The sequence below is a fragment of the Paenibacillus sp. PDC88 genome, from assembly GCF_900106725.1.
Classification (GTDB): Bacteria; Bacillota; Bacilli; order Paenibacillales; family Paenibacillaceae; genus Paenibacillus; species Paenibacillus shunpengii.
This window is the reverse complement of the sequence record NZ_FNNT01000020.1, coordinates 25,444-45,256: the sequence shown is the minus strand read 5'-3', so window position 1 is coordinate 45,256 and position 19,813 is coordinate 25,444. Positions and strand designations below refer to the sequence as shown.

Below are 19,813 nucleotides of genomic sequence, written 5' to 3'. Positions count from 1 at the left end.
TCGAAGCCGGTAATCCTTAGCGTACAGGATACCGGCCTTTTTTCGATCAAACGGGGCTTAGCGTACAAAATCCGCACTTTGTTGGCGGTACCCCATCGGCAACAATCATTCTAATTCTGTACACAAATAACAATCCTGGCGAGCTGCTTCAGATCCATTTTTGTACACAATAAGAGTCGAACCGGCGAGATCCGGAATGATTTTTTGAGTACGATTCTGTCCACTTAACTAAAGGATCAAAACAACTTTATAAGGAGTGTGTGTACGTGTCGAGAGCAACAATACAGGTTCCAGATGAATTGAAAGTGGAGATAGAGAACTTGAAAGATAAGTTCAATGCAAAGACAACATATGGCGTCATTGAAAGCTTAATTCAAATCTATAAAGATTTTCAGAATTATAAACAGGAGATAAAAAAAGAGAAAGCACGTTTGGAAAAAGAGGCTTTAGAAATAGGTGAGGATCACAAGCAGAAATTTGTCGCACTCAAGCAAGAACTTAATCTAAACGAGAATTCTTCGGCGCTTGAATTTCTCTTACATCATTACACGACATCAAACAGACTTGATAAGTCTACGTTTGAGCTGTATCGGTCTTTAAAGTGATGCTGAATCGTCTGCGGAGGGGAAATGCGTAAAGCTGATACAGAGGACATGGCGTTAGTTAAAGCGTACTTGGAATTGCCAGTCTTACTAGATGTTTTAGAGCTGAACATCCAAAAAATGAAGGAAGCTGATTTCAAGCTTCGCCACATATTTGAATTGCAGCTAAAGAGTATACAAGACGAAATTATAAAGCAGCAGCGTTCTATTAGGCAGAGAATGAGGCAAAAGGGAATTAAAATAATTGACGAGAAAAGAACGCCTCATTCCCTTGCTGCTGAGTTTCTTTGCAGAGGATATGTGGACTCCATTTCGATGCTTTGGGGTAAGGTGAAAGCTGATGCAGAGATTATGCTTGCAGATCATTTGGGTGTAGATATTAAGCGGATTGAAAGAGATTGAGTGGTTTTAAGTTAATGCAAAAGAAAACGGAGGCGTACGGTATGTACTTTGTAAACGATGCCCATCAAAGTAACTATTATAAGCTTGTTGAGTTTTATCATTCGGTAAATGATCCAGAGTATAAGTCTTTATGTTATATTCTTGCGCTGCCCGAAATTTACAACCGGACTAGTGGGAAGTTTGGTGACGAAGGCCCCATGGAGTGGATGTACAAATTTCAGGACAAGGAAGTTGAAGTGGAAGACATTTTAACAAAAAAGAAGAACGTCATTATTGAGCGAACTTATGAAGAGGATGAAAGCGGAAATGGAATTGAAACCGAAGCATATTCGACTTTATCTAGTGGATATCGAAAATTGATACTTTTGGGGGCTAACCTGTTCAACAGCAGCTATGACGATTTTAACCTTTGCGATGCTTTAAGAACTTGGGACAATGAATTGATCAAAGTTTATCAGCAAGCAGTTTTAGTAAGGTTAGATCGTGAAGTTAATTGATATTAGGACGTGAATGCGATGACTAACCTCTTACAAGAATTTGAAGCATGGCTTTTCGAAGATGGAGCGAGTAAAAACACTGTAGATCGTTATGTTACCGTAGCAAAAATATTCATCGAGTGGCACAACCGGATAATGAAAAGCGAGGCGTTTGATCCCGTAAATGTGTCAGGCCGGGACTTGAATGCATGGAAAAAGTATTTGCTTGAGGAAGCGACTTACCAGCGAGGAAACGAAGAACCAAAACGCTATTCGGTCAGTTCAGTAAATAATTTTGTGAAATCAATTCGCTCTTTCTTTCGGTTTCTTAATGAGAATGAACTTATCCAAAGTAATCCAGCATTGAAAGTAAAAACGCAAAAAATAGCTGCTGATTTTGACCAAGACCCGAGATGGTTGGAGCGCTTTGAACGTAATAAATTGCTCAGGGCTGTTGATGATAAGAATTTAGAGCAAAAGAACCGTTGGAAGTTCACACGTAATCGAGCGATCGTCTATGTACAGCTGTATGCTGGGCTTCGGGTAAGTGAAGTTACTGACCTGGAACCAGAAGATATCTCATTTGAAACGGGATATTTATTTGTACGCGACGGTAAAGGAGGCAAAGCCAGACGTATTGAAATGAATAAAGATTTACGTATGGCACTCACTGAATGGCTGGCTGAGCGCGGCAATCCAGCCACTAAAAAATTATTTACTTCATCAAGAGGCGGCACTAGCCTTACTAAACAAGGTATTGAATATCTATACCGAACATTAAGCGAAAAGACAGGCATAGATGACTTAACTACTCATGTTCCTCGTCATACACTCGCTCATGATCTTATAGAGACTGGTTATTCTCTTCAAAGGGTAGCTGATATCTTGGGTCACACGAACCTGAATTACACTCGCGTTTATACAAAGTCGAGTAGTCAGGAACGCAGGGAGGCTTTAGAAAGTCTTTCCTCAATTGAATGAAAGGGGATTTGATTTATGGAGAAAGGGAGTGTAAGGGCAATAGCTTTGGCTTATCAAACGGCAACACTTACTTATCCTAGTTTCGAAATTATGGAATTGCTAAGACCGTTACCTTTTGAACGAGTATTGGAATTATTACTTATTATGAGGCAGTCACCACGTCCGGTTAAATCACCTTTGAATTTTCTTCGAAGAGCTATTCAGGAAGGCTGGAGTCCTGAAACAATGCCAGAAAAAGTTGATCGACACATGGAGTATGTGGAAGAAAATCATTATATTCGTCAGGGTTACACGATAGATCAAGCTCGGGAAAAAGTCCAAAGGAATAGACGATAACCTATAGATTAGGAGAGTGCGTGGAATGGACATGAAAGATCAAATGAAAACGGAAAAAGTACAATCTGGACAACCTGCCAAAAGAGGCATGACGTTAGGGAATGTTTGGTTTGCTTCTAAGGAACACGGAGAAAACTTCATTCAACTTGTAGAGAGATTTAATGCTTACAAAAATCCGGAATATGCGGCTGCTTGTTACGTTGTTTCCCACCCCGAAATTTATTACAGAGTAAATTGGAGTGAGTCTGATGGGCCGATAGGATGGTACTGGGGAGAGTGGATTGGTGAGGATGATAACGACGAAAATGGTTATCATGCTGAGTCTGAAATCGTCGGTCAACTTTCCAGTTCATATCGAGGTTTGATTCGATCAACAGTTGAATTGTTTACTGGTAGTCAGCATTACTTCGACTTAAGTAGCTGGCTTGGGAACGCTGGTGACGAAGTGTACAAACTATTCATACAATCGTTAGAACTTCGCAGGGATCGATTTGTAATTGAACTTTTGTAATTCAATATGAATAAGGAACGTAGTAGCAATATGGGTTTAACTAATTGTTGGAGTTAGGAACGTTTCGCTAAAAGCGTAGCCACCTCATCCCTTTTATACCGTCTGCCGATCTGGCAGGGTACGAGAGGACCTATGGTATAAGGACCTTCCTTTGTAGGGAGGTTTTTTTGTTTTTTCTTTATTCTAAATGATGGAAATGATAAAATGATGGGTAAAGGCGTTTTGGGTTGGTTTAGGGTAGCAAGCATTGGAAGTGTAGCCACACTTCCGAAAAAAACGCTTGTTAGGGTTTCACCCTAATACCCGTTTCATTTAGGGCTGCGCCCTAATACCCCTGTAAAATGAGGATGGTGATCCTGTTGGCAAAAAAGCGATACAGAGATAAAGAAGTGAAGTTTTTTGTTACTGAGGGTGAACTTGAGATTATTGATAAAAAGGCAGATGCCGCTGGTTTAGATAGAAGTAAATACTGTCGCAGCATGACTCTTGATGGTCTGATAGTCAAACAAGATTTTAAACAGGTGGACGATTTGGTTTATGAAGTGAATAAGATCGGGACGAACATTAATCAGGTAGCGCGAAGAGCTAATGAGCTGGAGCATGTGACGCTCGATGACATCAAGTATCTGAAAAAACAACTGGACGTTATCTATCAGCAGATTGAAAAATTTTACGGTGGAGGTTGATTTCATTGCCGTATGTTAAACAAATAACGATTAGATCAACGCTGAACCGTTCTCTTAAATATATAGTGAATGATAATAAGACCGATCATGGCTGTTTGGTTACTGGGGTTAACTGTGCTTCTAATGATAAGCTTGCTTATAAGCAGATGCTTGCGAATAAAAAAAATCATAAAAAAGAAAAAGGAACGCTGGGGTTTCACTTCATGCAGTCCTTTAAAGAAAATGAGATTACTGATCCATACAAGGCGCATGAAATTGGGTTGAAGTGGGCCGAGAAAATGTTTGGCGATAAGTATCAATACGTTCTAAGCACTCACATAGACAAAGGCCATATTCATAATCACGTTGTTATAAATTCTGTTTCGTTGAATGGCAAGAAATTCAATGCTTGTAAACAGAGCTTACAGGATGCAAGAGATTATTCAGATGAGATTGCAAAGGAATACAGCCTCAGTGTTATTCCTCAAAATGAACATGCTATTCCGAAATCTTATAAAGAATGGAACGAAGAGAAGAGGGGGAATTCGTGGAAAGCACATATCAAGCAGGACATAGATGAAGTCATTAAATCATCTAAATCCTTCGAAGAGTTTATGCAGAACATGAAGCGACTTGGGTACACGATGAAGCAAGGTCATGTTAAATATATGACGTTCAAGGCTCCTGGCATGGAAAGATCAGTTCGCGGAAAAACCCTAGGGCCAGAATACACAGAAGATCGTATCAAGGAACGAACTCAGCTTAGAGAATTTAATTTTGTTGAATCAAAACGGAAATACAAATACCGCTTTAAAAGGAAGCCGACTCGAACACAAATTTTTGACGCAGCAAGGAACTACAAATATAAAAGAGGTTCATTGGCGGTTAATTTCATGCTGACTATTGCGTTGCTTCGGGCGCTCACTAACCGGAAGGTAGAAGAGGCAACAAGGAGAAATTCGCGTAGAGATTTTAGCACCGACATTGAAATATTGAAACTGTCCAAGCAGCTCCAGCTAATAACAGATTACAATTTAAAAAGTCGCAGTGATCTACAACAAGCGATCAAAGATACAGAGCAACGATTGAAACAAATCAATGGAGTTATTGAGGAAGCAGATAAAGCAAATCGAAGTATCATACTCATTAATCAGACAATCGAAGCTTACAACAAGCATAAGCCGATTTATGAAGAATATAAGTCAGCGACAATCAGAAAAATGCTCGTGAAGAAAAAATATAGTGCGGAGATCGAAACATTTGAAAAAGCAATGAACCAACTGGATAAGCTTAATATTCAGGAGAAGGACTTTTCAATTTACAGAGAGAGACAAGAAACATACGGAATAAAAATCGAACAGTTGAGGGAACGGCATAACGCAATGACTAAAGAACTATATAAGCTCACTGATATTGAAAAAACGCTGAATCAGAGAGGGCGTTTCGATTTGTCCAAGAATAAAAATAATGAGCGTGATGAAAGGAAAGAACGCTAAAAACAATTATATGTACACAAAATTTAATCCAGGGATCTTGCTGCAGGAGTTCGATTGTACTCATTTCATTTCTTGGCCACAATTGAACTCCTATTATTTGTACACAAAAATAGGACCGGCATCGAAAAGATCGGGACTAGATGCATAGATTTTTTGTATACATGGACTCATTTTGCTCAAACGGATACCTGATAAAATTGGGTGTAAACCAATTATTAGGAGAAGGGAGAACGCATGAACTACATTACAGACTTTTCTTACATTGACGACTTGATTGACAACAAAGGAGTGAGGAACGCTGTTATTGATGTAGATAACACAATAACAAAAAGTAACATCGTACAATTTTATCTGTTTATAAAAAAACAAGAAATTGGAGAAAAGTTGTGGCCCCTATACTTTTCAACATTTGTTCTCCGTGCCCCATATTTTTTAGCATTGGATGCCGTGTCACGGGATTCATTTAATAAACTTTTTGTGCTTCGAAAATTCAAAAAATATTCTTATGCTCAGTTGGAATACTTATCGAAGTTATTTTTTGAGAAAAGCTTAAAAGGTAGGTTCATTAGCTTTACTCACGATTTGATTTTCCATCTGAAAGAAAAAGGTGTTTATGTTGAATTGCTTTCGACGAATTTTGATTTATTGGTAAAACAGTATGGGGAGTATTTCGATGTTCCTTACAGCTGCTTAAAGGTACAACCGGATGGGAATGGGATAACAATAGATTTCTCAAATCTTGATGGATTTAAGGGCAGGGAGATTGCCAAGTTTGATCCTGCCGTAACTCTATCCATTGGAGATTCAAAATATGATTTACCAGCACTGAATCATGTGGACTATCCTTTAGTAGTTGCGAAGAAAGATGAAAAGTGGATGGGTCAGATAAAGAAAGAGGCCCGTTTTATTAAAGCAGATATAGTTCAACTGGGCGAAACATTGTAGGAGGAAATATGGTTTTTGTTCTTATTTTTTTATGGACAATTGCTGCTGTTCTTCTTGTAAATAACCCAAAAAATGAATCTACTCGGTGGGTTGCATTTTCTGCTTTTGCGGCTGGCGGTGGTGGCCTGTCTCGTGCCATGACAGAAACGGCCATTCCTTACTTACATACACATGAGCTGATCACGCCGACCATTGAAAACATACTTTTTAAATTACACATAATAGGTTCATTCATGAATCATAATGGATTGCCCTATTGCTTTTTGATGTTCGCCATTAGTTACAGCGGATTCTTCAACAAACAATTGAAGAGCAAGCTTGCTTATGTTTTACTGATCCCAATAGTGATAATGCTTTTCAACACTCCATTCTATCCAGACATAAAAAATAATTTTCGAATACTCTTTATGTGGTGTGTGCCTTATTTATTGGTGGGGATGACTTTATTGATAGTCAGCTATGCTAAAGAGAGCATCCAGTTAATTAAACGGAATCGCTTCTATATTATTTTGTTCACCTTTCCACCGATCATCTTTCAAATTTTTGTGAACTACACGTTTAAGGCATTTTTTGATTTTGAGGAAGTGTGGAGGTTAATGCCTTTAGTTATAACCCTTTTGTTTATGGCTTTTGTTATTTTGATTTCAAAGCATGGACTTTTAGGGGTCAGACTTCGATTCGATAATAACAAGCGTGAAAGTGCGATGCGTGCGGTTACTTCCGGGGCATCAGCGTTAAACCATACTATAAAAAATGAGATTGGTAAAATTGACATACTTTCTGATCGGATTAAGTATGAAGCTGAACGGGAAAACCCGAAGCCGATTGTAAAAGACATTAATACTATAATGGACTCCACTTCACACATGCTCTCAATGGTTGATCGAATTCAGAAACATTCTCAGGAGATTATACTTATACCTGATTACCATAAGGTCTGTGAGATCATTGAATCCAGTATTGAAATGAGTTTACCGTATTTGGAAAAGAAAAATATAGACGTTGTTATACATGTCAAAACCAATGTGAAAATGTATTGTGACAGTGTGCATATGCAAGAGGTTTTACGGAATTTGATTAAGAATGCAGCTGAGGCTATGGAACAAAATGGGCAGCTGCGAATATCTGCATATGAAACCAGAAAGGCTATCGTTATTGAAATCCAAGATAACGGCTCGGGCATTGATCAGGAAGATTTAACTCGTATATTTCATCCGTATTTCACAACTAAGAACAGAAGCAAAAATTTCGGATTAGGGTTGGCCTACTGCATGAATGTTATGCATAAGCACGATGGGAAAATTGATGTACAATCCAAGAAGGGGTTAGGTACAACTTTTATTCTGCAAATTCCTATAACTGAACAACTTGTATAACGCCATACTGTGTGTTTGAAAAGAAGGTTCTTTTACCGCTATAGGAGGGAATTTGATGACCCAAATAAATGTTATGTTGGTTGAGGATGATCCAGTATGGGAAGACTGCTTGTCTTCCTTCATAGAGAGAGAACAGGATTTGAATGTGGTTAGCTGCGCGGCAAGTAAAGAGGCAGCAATAAGGGCTTATAAAGAAAATAACGTTGATGTAGCCTTGGTCGATGTCATGTTAAGTCCTAACGAATGTGACGGGCTGGATACGGCTTTGGAGTTAAAGCAGCTAGGACTTAGCAATATAATTATGTTGACCGCTCTAAACGACAAGGAAATCATCCTGGATGCCTTTGATAAAGGCGCAGTTAATTATATTACTAAAACGTCTTACCGGGACATACCAAGGGCTGTACGGGAAGCTTACAGTGATCATCCGGGTATTCATTCTGACGCGTCCGCTGTACTCGTTGCGGAGCTGAAAAAGGAGAGGAAGCTAAAGTATATCCTTACTCCCACAGAGAGAGAGGTCTACGATCTACGGGAAAAGGGGATGAATAAAGCGGAGATAGCAAAGGTGCTGTTCAAGTCTGTTGAGACTGTAAAGAAGCAAATAAAGCAAATACAAATCAAAATAAGAGGCTGACCCTATATGGTCAGTCTCTTATTTTTGATTGAGGGGGTATAATTTTGGCCCTCCCTTGAAATTGTCGAAACTTGTACGATATAGCTATCACCTGTTATTTAATATCGAATAAAGAAGGGTGTGAAGATTATTACGTGATTTTTCATCCAACTCATCTAAAGCTGTTAATAAAGGGGTGATTTGCTTTATTACCGGAAGTATGTTGGCCGAGAGTAAAAATTGTATTGTTTTAATTTCTGCATCCGTTAGTTCATCTAATAACCCAAGTAATTGTCTCTTTCCGGAATGATCCGGTTGTGTGTCGGGCAATAAGCCGGCAGGAAGAATGTCATTAAGCGATATTTTGAGAGCATCACATATCTGTATTAGGATTTCGATACTGGTTGAACTTCCATTTTCGATCTTACTGATCGTACTTTGTGATGTTTTTGATAACTCAGCTAATGTCGTAGTGGACATTTTTACTGCTTTTCTAAAATGTTTAATATTGGCTCCAATTATACTGTTTAGCTGATCCATTCACTTCACGCACCATTGCTGAGAATTTTACTTAAATCATAACAGAAAAGAATAAGCGATGCCCGTTACTCAAATAATTATTCGAATAAGAATAAAAAACTGTTGACTAAAATATTCGTTTTCGAATATAATGTCATCAAGGAGGTGCGAGTTATTTATAAACTTAAAAAAAAGAGAAAGGAGAAAGGTTGGACTCAGCTGAAGCTTTCGGAAAAATCGGGGGTTCCGCAACCAACCATATCCCAAATCGAGAAAGGGAATCGCAAGTACCCGACTCACGAAAATATAAGAAAGCTTGCTAAGGCGCTGGAGGTTGATATTAAAGAGCTTGAAGATGAAAGCGAAGATACAGCAACAGTGTAATGGTCATCAATGAAACGTGTACTGTTCCAGTGAAAAATTCGTAATGAGGGGCGATAGAATGTCTGATATCGGCGGTGATGTTTCAACAATTGTTACGCGAATGGCTTCTGACTTCTCCAGAGAAACCGCTAAAATGACTAACGAATCAATAAAACAGATGTTGATATTCCTCATCAATAAGGCTAGAGAACAGGGCGACAAGCCGGGCGAGAAATCATTGAAAAAGCTCCTTGCCAGCAAGGATGAAATTAAGCTATTCGATCTGGATAAAAGCAGATTAAAGGAATTTGCAGAGAAAGCTAAACGTTATCAAATCGCCTATGCTGTGGTTGAAGATGAAGGCCGACATTCTGTTTTCTATAAACAAAGCGATGAAGTTCGGGTCAAAAGTATTATTGAAAACCTTATAAATAAAGAGCTGACCCCGACTGATCGCGCCGATAAGCAGCCTGAAAGAGCATTACCCTATCAGGTGGTTGGAGAATCAAGCATCCGGGTTCCTAATGCTGTGTTGGATATGGACATTAAATTTCATCGTGAATTGGCAGCAAAGGAAGGTATCAATTTAAGTGACCTTCAAGTGAATAACGCACGTCTCGAAAATGAAAAGGCAGTAAGAGATAGTGCGGATACGCCAAACAACGGTAAATCGAAATATGACGTTGTTGGGGACAGTGAAATTAAGGTTAACGATGCCGTGCTGGATATGAATGTGGGTTTTCAACGTGAACTGGCTGAAAGAGAAGGAATTGATACTTCTTCATTCACTGACCCGCAAAAAAATATGGCAGACGAACGTTACTTGCAGGCTGTCGATCTTGCGAGAGAGGCCGGGGAAATAGCGATCCCAAAACTACAGTCCGAGCTTAATGTCGGCTACGGTGAGGCGAGAAGCCTCATTGATCGCATGGAATCGGAGGGACTTGTATCTCAGTATGATGGCTCTAAACCGCAGATTTACATCGGAGGGCAGGCCAAAGAAGCTGAACTACAGGCCGAGCCTCAGAAGGAAGCTCCAGATACTATTCCTGATTTTCTCAAGCAGAGAGAGGGAAGGCAATCTGAGGCAAGTGAGCCTGAGCCAGAGCAGCAAATGCTTTATGAGCGGCTTGAGGGGAATAAAATAAAAGTTCCACATGTAACACTAGATATGAATAATCCTCAACATCGTGAGTTGGCAGAAAGTTACGGCATTAAAGTTAATGAGATTGATTTCAAACGTGAAACGTCTGACTTAACTATTGAAAAGGAAGAAGTGAAGGGTAGGGAATCCCTCACAGAAAGGTTAGGTGCGACTGGTAAGGGGCCAGTACAGGATGACAGGGCCACAATGGTACGCGACATGCTGCACAGAGTTAATACACGCATGAACTTAGATGAAAGAAGACAACAAATTAGGCCGCTAGTGGAAGCTCAAAAACAGGCTCCACCTACAAAAAACAGAAATAGGGAGAAAGGGGGGAGGTAGTTACAATAATGACCGATCAAGAAAAAAGGAAAATACAGAATAGGAACTTTTTGATCCTCTGTGTAATCCTTTACGTTGTTATCGCTTATATAACCTTGCATGTTCATCATGTGATTGAGCTTTCAGGGAAGCCGTTTGATATTGAAACTGTGGATGTAAAGCAGCTTACCGAAGCTTCTAAGGCCAGCATGATCAACAACATTTTTGTATTGCCAAGTGAGAAGACACTTCAAATTTTATTTTTTGAATTGATCGCTGTATTCATTTTTGCACTATATAAGGTCACAACTCAAAAGAACCTTATGCCAGGAAAGGAACACGGCACAGCCAAGTGGGGAGGTAATGCAGAGAGAAATCGAATAAAAAATAGCAAGGATCAATTTGCAAATATTATCTTAACTCAAACCGAACGGCTTAGCCTTGATACAAAGAAGGTAAGGAAGAATTTAAATCTCTTAGTTATTGGGGGAGCTGGTACAGGGAAAAGTAGATTTGTTGTTAAACCCAACATTCTACAGGCAAATACAAGCTTTGTCATTACAGACCCTAAAGGCGAGCTGCTTCGGGATACGGGATATTCCTTAGCACAACAAGGCTATAAGGTTAAGGTTTTTAACCTGATAGATATGTCGCAAAGTTGCAGATATAATCCCTTTGCCTATGTCAAAAAGGAGAGTGATATCCTAAAGGTCATTAACAACCTGATCAAAAATACCAATGGGAACAAACATGGAGCATCAGATCCATTTTGGGAAAGTGCAGAAAGAGCGCTTTTGCAAGCTATATTCCTCTATATCTTTTATGAATTGCCTGAGTATGAACATAAATTTGCAACAGTATTCACTATGTTGAGGCTGGCAGAGATAAAGGAGGATGAGGAAGACTTTAAAAGCGAATTCGATTTTCTGTTCGAAGTGCTACGCGAAGAAAACCCAAATCATATCGCCGTCAAGCAATATGATATTTTTAAAATGGCTTCCGGTAAAACTGCAAAAAGTATTCTCATATCGGCAGGTGTACGTTTATCGCCATTCGGTATTGAAGAGGTAGAACACCTACTAAGTGACGATGACCTTGAACTGCAAGCGTTGGGAGACGAGAAGACAGCACTGTTTGTATTGATACCGGATAGCGATACCACATTTAATTTCCTTGTAGCTATGATGTATGCCCAGCTGTTTGACTCTCTATATTATCAAGCTGACTTTGTGAGTGGCGGCAGCCTAAAGCATCATGTTAAGTTCTGGCTCGATGAGTTTGCTAATATCGGGCAAATTCCGGAATTTGATAAGTTAATTGCCACCATGCGAAGCCGAAATATTTCAGTAGCACCAATAATACAAAATATGACACAACTTAAATCGCTTTATAAAGAGACATATGAAACGATTATAGGTAACTGTGATTCGATTCTGTTTCTAGGTGGACAGGAGCGTTCTACACTTGAATGGGTGAATAAAGGGCTTGATAAACAAACGATTGACACCAAAAATACAAGTCAGTCCAGAGGAAGGAATAGCTCATCAAGTACCAGTTACGGTACTCAAGGCCGTGATTTAATGACTATCTCCGAACTTTCACGAATGCCAGATAATAAATGTATTCTTTTTGTAAGGGGCCTTGATCCTTTTTATTCTGACAAGTATAAGCTAGAGTCCCATCCTAACTATAAGTTACTTTATGAGGCGAATGAGAATAATTACTTTGATTCATCCATGAGTTTGAAACAATCCCCGTCCTCCGATCCGATAGCTGAATTGGTGAACATGCGAGTTCCCGATAAAGAGTTAGAGGAAAGGATGGAAGATTTAACTGTTGTAAATGTTGATGAGTTGGATAGTTTAGAAAAGCAAATGGATGAGCTAATTTAGCTAAAGCTGAATTAGTCACTGCTAAAGCATATTCCAAAAACCTATTATTCTGATATGAAAACTAAAAATTAAAATATGAAAGAGGTAGATTTTTAAATGAAAAATTTTATCATGAACACTTTCAAAAAACCTGTGGTTGCTAAAGTCCTGTCCTTGTCTTTTGCCCTTATGTTGGCGGGTACTAAAATTTATGCCGCAGCCGGAGGGGCAGAGGGAATGGACCAATTCGACGGTGTTGTTGATGTAATTGCCACTTGGGCAGGAAGAATTGGTCTCGTTGTCGCCTTCTTTGGGGGTATCCAAACAGCATTAGGTTTTAAACAAGATGATGCCGATGGGAAAGTTCGAGGAATGAAGACAATGGCCGCAGGGTTTATGGTCTTTGGTATCTCCAAATCACTGGCACTTTTCGGACTGTAATTGTGAGGGGGCTTGCAGCCCCCTATCTCAAAAAAAGTGGGTGGTGAAATAGTTGGCGTCTTCTCCGATTGAGGATATAAAAGCGGCTTTTGAAGGCTTTAGCGGAATTATTACAGAGGTTACAGGGTTAGTAAATCAGGGGCCTTCCGAGTATCCGGGGGTGTACTCGGTTATAACAGAAATTCATCAAGCCATTCTGCCTGTTGCATACAGTCTGCTGACTCTATATTTTTTATTGGATTTTATGAACAAGTCAATGAACTTCGCTTTTTTCAGGTGGGAAACGGTTGTCTCATGTATGTTAAAACTGGTGTTTGCCAAGTTAGTCATGGAACACACGCTTGACTTGTTAAACATCATTTTCCATGTATCCTCTTATGTTTCAAGTCTTGTGGGAACTACTGGAGCTGATTCATCACTTTATAAAATTGATTTTTCAGCCATGGAAGCTGAGTACGAAGATATGGGCTGGTTCGATAAAAAGCTTTATTCAGTTAAACTGATGCCTTTCGAATGGATTCTGCAGGGGATCAAAATCGTTATCATGTTGATTGTTTTTGGACGACTATTCCAGCTCTTAATATACACGGCTGCTGCCCCTATTCCAATAGCTGCATTTATACACGATGAACTTAAAGAAAAGGCTAAAAGGTTCGTATTCGATTATGCCGCGGTCTGCTTACAGGGAATCATCATCATCATCGGATGTATTGTATACGTGGCGATCATAGCCAATGTATCATTCGGATTCTTTACCGGAAATGGGGCTAATATGGAGCTTTGGAAAGGTATGCTGACTTCATTGGCCTTACTGCTTGTTGTGATCAAATCAGGATCATGGTCAAGAAAGATAATGGGTGACTAAGTTCGAGTGTACACAAAATTTAAGCCTGGTTCAGCTGCAGATCCAAAAGTATGTATACAATTTTAAAGCCGGCAGCCAGGAAGATCCCGTTATTTTGTGTACATTCACCGTCTCTCCTAAATCACTAAACATAAATGAGTACACTAATTGGAGGTACTATGATTGAGATAAGAATCCCCAAGGAGATAAGAACCTATAAAGAAAAATTGTTCTTTGGTTTAACGCTCAGACAGTTGATTTGCACCCTAATCGCCGTTGTGGTTAACGTGCCGCTGTACTGGTTTGGCAGGGACGTTATAGGAGCCGATGCTGCAAGTTGGGTGGTTATATTCGTTGCGATGCCATTATTCTTAATCGGATATTTTAACTATAACGGTATGACCTTTGAACAATTTATAAAATCTGTGATTCAGCAGGAGTTCATTTATCCGCAAAAAAGAAAATATATCACTTTGAATATGTTTGAGCTGCTTACAACAGAAAACCAAAAGGGGGGGAATAAGCGTGCTGTTTCTAAACAAAAAAAGCGCAAAAAAGAAAGCGAGAATTCCTAAATCAAGTCAACAATCCATTCCATATTCCGCAGCTTCTGAGGACGGGATTTTGAAACATGGCAAGGATCGCTACTCTAAAACCTTCTCTTATGTGGACATCAATTATCAGGTTAGTAAGCAAGATGATCAAGAAGAAGTATTTTCGAAATACTGCGAGTTTTTAAACTTCTTTGATGACACTGTTAATCTCCAAGTGACCATAATCAATAAAAGCTTTAACAAAGAAGATTTTGAAAGCAGAGTAATGATTAAGTCTCGGAATGACCATATGGAGCCATTTCGTGAAGAGTACAATCAAATGTTGAAACGCAGAATATCGGGCGGTAAGAATGAGATAAAAAAAGAGAAATTTGTCACGGTCAATATTGAGTCTATTTCCATGGACGAAGCACGCAACACATTCCTGAGAATGGAGAGAGAGACGCAGGCCGTATTCAAAAGAATGGGTAGCTCCATCAGTGGTTTAAACCTTAATGAACGTCTGGAGCTGCTACATGATGTGTATCGTATGGGTCAAGAAGGACACTTTACTTATGATCCGAAAGAGCATAAGAGAAAAGGGCTTATAACCAAAGACCTTATAGCTGCGGACTCTCTTACCTTTAAACGGGATCATATGATAATAGGCGATAAATACGCAAGGGCTATTTACATCAAAGATTTGCCTACCTTTCTAAACGACAAATTCCTTAGCGAGATCACCGATTTCTCTTTTAATCTGATCACGACTATGAATATCAAATCTGTGGACTCTTATAAGGCGCTCAGGATCGTTAAGAAGCAGATTACAGGCATGGAAGCTAATAAGATTGAATACCAGAAACGAAGCCTTAAAAACGGTTATCTGGAGGCGTTTATTCCTCATGAATTAAAGCACTCGCTTACAGAGGCAAATGAACTTTTGGATGATTTGATCAATAAAAATCAAAAGATGTTCCTAACAAACATCGTATTGATTCATTTTGCAGATACGCTTGAGGCATTAAACAAGGATACTAAAGAGATTTCAGCCATAAGCAGTAAATTCCTTTGTCAAACGGGTACATTGCATTACCAGCAAGAAGATGCATTGAATTCGTGCTTACCATTTGGGCTGAATCTGCTTAAAATATCACGGACATTGACTACAGAAAGCACAGCTATTTTCATGCCATTCACCAACCAAGAATTGTTTCAGGAGGGTGGAATGTATTACGGGCTGAATGCTGTATCACGAAAATTGATTATGTTCAACAGGCTTTCGCTGGATACACCGAACGGCTTTATATTGGGAACGCCGGGTTCAGGTAAATCTTTCGCGGCAAAAAGGGAAATGGTAAACGTGCTTCTCAACACGGATGATGATGTGATCATCATCGACCCGGAGCGCGAATACACACGACTTGTATCCAATTTCAAAGGAGAAGTTATTCATATTTCTGCTGGATCAAAGAACTACATCAATCCGCTGGATATGACAATGGACTATGCAGATGATGATGACCCATTGATGCTTAAATCTGATTTTGTACTCTCTCTCTGCGAGGTAATAGTCGGTGGTAGATATGGCCTTACACCAAAGGAAAAATCAATTATTGACCGATGCTTGAAACTCACATACCACAAGTATCTACAGACGTTTTCGAAAGATGATATACCGACACTAATTGATTTCTATGAACAGCTCAAACAGCAAGAAGACCCGGAAGCTATCGAAATTGCTACAGCGCTTGAGCTTTATGTTAAGGGTAATCTGTCTGTATTCGCTAATAAGACAAATATCAATATAGATAACCGTCTTGTATGCTTTGACATTAAGGATTTAGGGAAGCAGCTCAAGACAATGGGGATGCTCATTGTGCTTGACCAAATTTGGAACCGAATCACCCTTAATCGTGGTAAGGGTAAGCGGACATGGATATATATTGATGAAATTTACTTGCTCTTTGCTAATGAATATTCAGCAGCTTTCTTATACGAACTGTACAAACGGGCCAGAAAATGGGGAGGGATTCCAACAGGAATCACCCAAAACGTCGAGGATTTGCTTAAATCAGACCTTGCACGAACGATGCTTTCTAACTCCATGTTCTTGATGATGCTCAATCAAGCTAAATCGGATCGCCGCGAGTTAGCGACTTTGCTGGACATATCGGAAACGCAGCTTAGCTATGTGACAAATGCAGATAGTGGGCAGGGGCTAATGTTTATCGGGAACGGTGAAGGTAAAGGGATTGTTCCTTTCCATGACGAGTTCCCAAGGGATACGAAATTATACAAAATGATGACGACCAAGGTTGATGAAGTAAGGGAGGCTAATCTGGAGAGTAATACAGCATGAGGAAGAACAATATCCGTACCCGTACTTCATCTAAAACCACTGTCAGAAATGTATATGCTAAGGGCGTCCTCAATAACAAAGTGAAGTCTAACCGGAACACGGCTGCTCATCCCTCCAGTAACGGAGGGATGAAGTCCAGATTACGCAGCCATATTTCAAGGGAAAGCCAGAATGAAAAAATAAAGACCACTGTCAGAAATACGCATGTTAAGCGTGGCCTCAGTAACAGAGCGAAGATTAACGGGAGAACAGTTGTTCAGCCCTCCAGCCATGACAGGAGGATGAATGCTAGGCTACGCAGCCATATTTCAAGAGAGAGCCAGAATGAAAAGGTAAAAGCCACTATCAGGAATACACATGTTAAGCGTGGAGTGAAGGTTAACCGGAGGACAGCTGTTCACCCCTCCAGTAGTGACAGGAGGATGAACGTTAGGCTACGCAGACATATTTTAAGGGAACGCCAGGACAAAAAGATAAAGACCACCGCCAGAAACGTATATGTTAAGCGTGGCCTCAGTAACAAAATGAAGCTTACCCGAAAAACACCTGTTCATTCCACCAGCAATATCAAAGGGATCAGGGCTGCACTTCGCAACCATATTTCAAGGCAAAGCAAGGAAAAGATAAAGACCGCTGCCAAAGAGACTGCAAGGCAGCTTACACGGACAATAGATCCTCATGATCATGAGGAAGCACATGACGTTATTACATCCTTGGAGCTTCCGAGGGATGGGGTAAAAAAAACCAGAACCGCGTATAAAAATATTAAAAAATCAACAGACCGGATTAAACATGCCAACCATTATATAAAAAATCGCCGCTACCGTGTGCCAACTATCTCAGCACATCGCAAAATAAAGGGAAGCAATGCTACTAAGGGCAGTTCTAAAATCAGTGTCAACAAGATCAAGACATTAAGCAGCAAGTATGTACCCAAAGGGCGTTATTCATCGCTTGGCCTTAAAAATGGGATGAGAAAGGCTGCTTCTTCTGCCGCTTCCTACTTAAAGCTTGCTGCTCAACAGGCTGCTAAAAAATTTGTGGCGGCTATAGCAGCTAACCCCAAAGTTTGGATTGTAGGAGCGGCTGTGGCGGCAGGTATATTCTTCCTAATGATGCTGACAAACAGCATGGGGGGAACCACCACATCTTCAGCTGGTTCGTTTTTTATGACAGATGAAGATAATGCTCGAAAATACAAGGAGGTTGTGGAGAGGCTTAATAATGAATTTCAAGAAGAAATCAACCGGCTTCAAAATAGTGGTGGTTACGATAAGGTTCGAACAGACTATATGAATGAAGATGGTTTTGCCCATGCTAGTTGGGTTGAGATGTTCGCCATTCTTGCAGTTCAATTCGAACAAGATTTAGAGTTCACAGATAAACAAGAAAAATTTATGGAGGAAATTTACGAGAAATTCAATGTTATAGAAACAAGGACAGAGACTGAAAGAATAAGAAAATGTTCTACGGACAGCGATGGGAATAGAGACTGTGAAACGGAAATTAAAACAACACTTGTTATTGAGATTTACACCTATGATATGGAGGATATTTTCGAACAGATTGGTTTCAACGAAGAACAACAAGAATGGGCTAGGCGACTTGTTACCTCGGGAGCGATACAAGAGCAATTTCCGGATTTGGCCCAAGAATTACCTGGAGGGGGAACCGGACCGGGACCGGGGATTCCACCGCCTGAATTTACTGGTGATGTAAGCGAGGCGAGGAAAAAGCTGATTGAAACTGCTCTAACGCTGGAAGGTAAGGTCAAATATTTCTGGGGAGGGAAAAGCGGCCCCGGTTGGAACGATAAGTGGGGAACTCCGGTTAAAGTAACAGCGCCGGGAAGTAGGACGACCGGGACATATCAGCCTTACGGGATGGATTGCAGCGGCTTTATAGATTGGGCATTTAAAACAGCTGGCCTTGGCAACTCGTTTTCTGCTGGCGGTACCTCTTATCAATGGAGTAAAACCTATGCGATCAAGGAAAGCGAGTTAATACCCGGTGATTTGGTATTTAAGAACATACCGGGACAGGGCGGTGTGAATCATATTGGTATTTTCATCGGTAGAGACAGTAAGGGTAAACCTATCTATGTACATTGTCAGGGAGGGACGGGGGTCATTGTAAACAGTTATAAAGGCTTCAAGTACCCGAGAAGACCCTTATTATTTTCAGGAGAGTAGGTGAATATGTGCGAAAGCGTTTTGTCTCTAGTATAGCGATCGCTTCTGTTATCTTCTTTGCAGTATCCGCTGGTTCTTCCTTTGCAGCGGAAGCCACTAAAACGCCGCCGCCTTCTTCGAAGGCGGCAAGCCAAACCAATAAGGCGAATAAGGCTGATCAGAAGCCAGTTACAACCGGATCAACGAGTAAACCAACAAAACAGCCAGAAGCTGAATCTGCGGTAGGGAACATGCTTCAAATAAGCGCTGCTGTTCCTCCAGAATTCGATAAGACTATCCTTGTTAATTTCACATCTACTGACAATGAGAATGTTATGGCCCGACTGGATAAGTTGAACGGATATACGTATGAAGAAGACGTGAAGCCAGGGACTTACAAAGTTGATTTCATTAATGTTGTGGGGGAAAATGCCACGGACTATAACATTGATTCGTCCGAGAAAGTTATCGTCAAGAAAGGTGATACGGTTGAATTCAAAATACAGCTTTCTTTGAAACCCACGGCTAAGCCAAAAGAAGAGCTTTCTTCAAATGAGGAACCTACAGAGGCGAGCGTCGAAAGAATGCTTAACGGGACGGATTCGAGCGGGAATCAGAACGCTGTTACAGATCGCGGTGTTCAAAGCTCCGCAAACAGTGCTTTAAGTGAATCAGCTGCTGTTAAACCAACCGAAAAACCACAGCGGCAAAAATTCACCATACAACCCCAAACACTGAAAATCATTATTGGGATCACTATTATTGCTTTGTTGGCACTCATGGTATTTCTTTATAAACAGATTAGTTACAAGCATGATTACTATGATTGCTAAGG

21 protein-coding genes are annotated in these 19,813 nt (G+C 40.1%); 20 read left to right on the top strand and 1 reads right to left on the bottom strand.

The genetic code is table 11. From position 1 onward, the window contains the following. The first annotated feature begins 266 nt into the window (after positions 1-266). The 11 genes from BLW49_RS27750 to BLW49_RS27700 all read left to right on the top strand — a co-directional run bounded on the left by BLW49_RS27750 (position 267) and on the right by BLW49_RS27700 (position 8,427). Positions 267-605: a hypothetical protein gene (locus tag BLW49_RS27750; protein ID WP_047914404.1), complete on the top strand. Its 339-nt coding sequence runs from the start codon at positions 267-269 to the stop codon at positions 603-605. A 24-nt stretch (positions 606-629) separates the two neighbouring features. Then, positions 630-1,004 carry a YhjD family protein gene (locus BLW49_RS27745; RefSeq protein WP_047914405.1) on the top strand — a complete coding sequence of 125 codons (375 nt, stop codon included), beginning with the start codon at positions 630-632 and terminating at the stop codon, positions 1,002-1,004. A gap of 41 nt (positions 1,005-1,045) precedes the next feature. Further along, the gene (locus BLW49_RS27740) at positions 1,046-1,501 is read left to right on the top strand and encodes a DUF2538 family protein (RefSeq protein ID WP_047914406.1); all 456 of its coding nucleotides are present in this window, start codon (positions 1,046-1,048) and stop codon (positions 1,499-1,501) included. 18 nt (positions 1,502-1,519) lie between these two features. Next, complete coding sequence (locus tag BLW49_RS27735; RefSeq protein WP_047914407.1) at positions 1,520-2,461, top strand: tyrosine-type recombinase/integrase; 942 nt, start codon at positions 1,520-1,522, stop codon at positions 2,459-2,461. A 15-nt stretch (positions 2,462-2,476) separates the two neighbouring features. Next, complete coding sequence (locus tag BLW49_RS27730; protein ID WP_052512299.1) at positions 2,477-2,797, top strand: hypothetical protein; 321 nt, start codon at positions 2,477-2,479, stop codon at positions 2,795-2,797. Between the two features lie 25 nt (positions 2,798-2,822). Further along, complete coding sequence (locus BLW49_RS27725; protein WP_090728101.1) at positions 2,823-3,308, top strand: DUF2538 family protein; 486 nt, start codon at positions 2,823-2,825, stop codon at positions 3,306-3,308. A 359-nt stretch (positions 3,309-3,667) separates the two neighbouring features. Beyond that, positions 3,668-3,994, top strand: a complete 327-nt coding sequence (gene mobC / locus BLW49_RS27720; protein ID WP_047914409.1) for a plasmid mobilization protein — start codon at positions 3,668-3,670, stop codon at positions 3,992-3,994. 5 nt (positions 3,995-3,999) lie between these two features. Further along, positions 4,000-5,469 (top strand): relaxase/mobilization nuclease domain-containing protein, encoded by a 1,470-nt coding sequence (locus BLW49_RS27715; protein ID WP_052512300.1) that lies wholly within the window; start codon positions 4,000-4,002, stop codon positions 5,467-5,469. Positions 5,470-5,703: 234 nt separating this feature from the next. Then, complete coding sequence (locus BLW49_RS27710) at positions 5,704-6,414, top strand: HAD family hydrolase (RefSeq protein WP_047914410.1); 711 nt, start codon at positions 5,704-5,706, stop codon at positions 6,412-6,414. A gap of 8 nt (positions 6,415-6,422) precedes the next feature. After that, positions 6,423-7,790, top strand: a complete 1,368-nt coding sequence (locus tag BLW49_RS27705; RefSeq protein ID WP_047914411.1) for a sensor histidine kinase — start codon at positions 6,423-6,425, stop codon at positions 7,788-7,790. Positions 7,791-7,845: 55 nt separating this feature from the next. Then, positions 7,846-8,427, top strand: a complete 582-nt coding sequence (locus BLW49_RS27700) for a response regulator transcription factor (protein WP_047914412.1) — start codon at positions 7,846-7,848, stop codon at positions 8,425-8,427. An 87-nt stretch (positions 8,428-8,514) separates the two neighbouring features. Here the strand turns inward: BLW49_RS27700 and BLW49_RS27695 are convergent, their stop codons facing one another. Beyond that, positions 8,515-8,946, bottom strand: coding sequence for a helix-turn-helix domain-containing protein (locus BLW49_RS27695; RefSeq protein WP_047914413.1), 432 nt, complete (start codon positions 8,944-8,946; stop codon positions 8,515-8,517). A 102-nt stretch (positions 8,947-9,048) separates the two neighbouring features. Here BLW49_RS27695 and BLW49_RS27690 point away from each other — a divergent pair, with 102 nt between their 5' ends. The 9 genes from BLW49_RS27690 (at position 9,049) to BLW49_RS27650 (ending at position 19,811) form a co-directional block, all read left to right on the top strand. Then, the gene (locus BLW49_RS27690; RefSeq protein ID WP_081872839.1) at positions 9,049-9,309 is read left to right on the top strand and encodes a helix-turn-helix domain-containing protein; all 261 of its coding nucleotides are present in this window, start codon (positions 9,049-9,051) and stop codon (positions 9,307-9,309) included. A 58-nt stretch (positions 9,310-9,367) separates the two neighbouring features. Beyond that, on the top strand, positions 9,368-10,777 hold the full coding sequence (locus BLW49_RS27685; RefSeq protein ID WP_047914414.1) for a DUF3801 domain-containing protein: 1,410 nt from the start codon (positions 9,368-9,370) through the stop codon (positions 10,775-10,777). A gap of 8 nt (positions 10,778-10,785) precedes the next feature. Further along, a complete protein-coding gene (locus BLW49_RS27680) occupies positions 10,786-12,648 on the top strand; it encodes a VirD4-like conjugal transfer protein, CD1115 family (protein WP_047914415.1) in 1,863 nt (620 codons plus the stop codon). Between the two features lie 96 nt (positions 12,649-12,744). After that, on the top strand, positions 12,745-13,068 hold the full coding sequence (locus BLW49_RS27675) for a hypothetical protein (RefSeq protein WP_047914416.1): 324 nt from the start codon (positions 12,745-12,747) through the stop codon (positions 13,066-13,068). Between the two features lie 52 nt (positions 13,069-13,120). Beyond that, complete coding sequence (locus tag BLW49_RS27670) at positions 13,121-13,933, top strand: VirB6/TrbL-like conjugal transfer protein, CD1112 family (RefSeq protein ID WP_047914417.1); 813 nt, start codon at positions 13,121-13,123, stop codon at positions 13,931-13,933. Between the two features lie 158 nt (positions 13,934-14,091). Then, on the top strand, positions 14,092-14,487 hold the full coding sequence (locus BLW49_RS27665) for a PrgI family protein (RefSeq protein ID WP_052512301.1): 396 nt from the start codon (positions 14,092-14,094) through the stop codon (positions 14,485-14,487). Next, entirely contained in the window at positions 14,438-16,807 is a 2,370-nt protein-coding gene (locus tag BLW49_RS27660; RefSeq protein WP_047914418.1) for a VirB4-like conjugal transfer ATPase, CD1110 family, read from the top strand. The genes BLW49_RS27665 and BLW49_RS27660 overlap by 50 nt, the downstream gene beginning before the upstream one ends. Continuing rightward, positions 16,804-18,999 (top strand): C40 family peptidase, encoded by a 2,196-nt coding sequence (locus BLW49_RS27655; protein ID WP_047914419.1) that lies wholly within the window; start codon positions 16,804-16,806, stop codon positions 18,997-18,999. The genes BLW49_RS27660 and BLW49_RS27655 overlap by 4 nt, the downstream gene beginning before the upstream one ends. A gap of 8 nt (positions 19,000-19,007) precedes the next feature. Then, positions 19,008-19,811, top strand: a complete 804-nt coding sequence (locus BLW49_RS27650; RefSeq protein WP_047914420.1) for a hypothetical protein — start codon at positions 19,008-19,010, stop codon at positions 19,809-19,811. Positions 19,812-19,813: the final 2 nt, after the last annotated feature.

Bases quoted from the DNA above. Each gene is read 5' to 3' on its own strand.
- BLW49_RS27655 (WP_047914419.1), top strand. From the start codon at position 16,804: ATGAGGAAGAACAATATCCGTACCCGTACTTCATCTAAAACCACTGTC.
- BLW49_RS27675 (WP_047914416.1), top strand. From the start codon at position 12,745: ATGAAAAATTTTATCATGAACACTTTCAAAAAACCTGTGGTTGCTAAA.
- BLW49_RS27745 (WP_047914405.1), top strand. From the start codon at position 630: ATGCGTAAAGCTGATACAGAGGACATGGCGTTAGTTAAAGCGTACTTG.
- BLW49_RS27735 (WP_047914407.1), top strand. From the start codon at position 1,520: ATGACTAACCTCTTACAAGAATTTGAAGCATGGCTTTTCGAAGATGGA.
- BLW49_RS27710 (WP_047914410.1), top strand. From the start codon at position 5,704: ATGAACTACATTACAGACTTTTCTTACATTGACGACTTGATTGACAAC.
- BLW49_RS27680 (WP_047914415.1), top strand. From the start codon at position 10,786: ATGACCGATCAAGAAAAAAGGAAAATACAGAATAGGAACTTTTTGATC.
- BLW49_RS27740 (WP_047914406.1), top strand. From the start codon at position 1,046: ATGTACTTTGTAAACGATGCCCATCAAAGTAACTATTATAAGCTTGTT.
- BLW49_RS27700 (WP_047914412.1), top strand. From the start codon at position 7,846: ATGACCCAAATAAATGTTATGTTGGTTGAGGATGATCCAGTATGGGAA.
- BLW49_RS27730 (WP_052512299.1), top strand. From the start codon at position 2,477: ATGGAGAAAGGGAGTGTAAGGGCAATAGCTTTGGCTTATCAAACGGCA.
- BLW49_RS27685 (WP_047914414.1), top strand. From the start codon at position 9,368: ATGTCTGATATCGGCGGTGATGTTTCAACAATTGTTACGCGAATGGCT.
- BLW49_RS27665 (WP_052512301.1), top strand. From the start codon at position 14,092: ATGATTGAGATAAGAATCCCCAAGGAGATAAGAACCTATAAAGAAAAA.
- BLW49_RS27695 (WP_047914413.1), bottom strand. From the start codon at position 8,946: ATGGATCAGCTAAACAGTATAATTGGAGCCAATATTAAACATTTTAGA.
- BLW49_RS27705 (WP_047914411.1), top strand. From the start codon at position 6,423: ATGGTTTTTGTTCTTATTTTTTTATGGACAATTGCTGCTGTTCTTCTT.
- BLW49_RS27725 (WP_090728101.1), top strand. From the start codon at position 2,823: ATGGACATGAAAGATCAAATGAAAACGGAAAAAGTACAATCTGGACAA.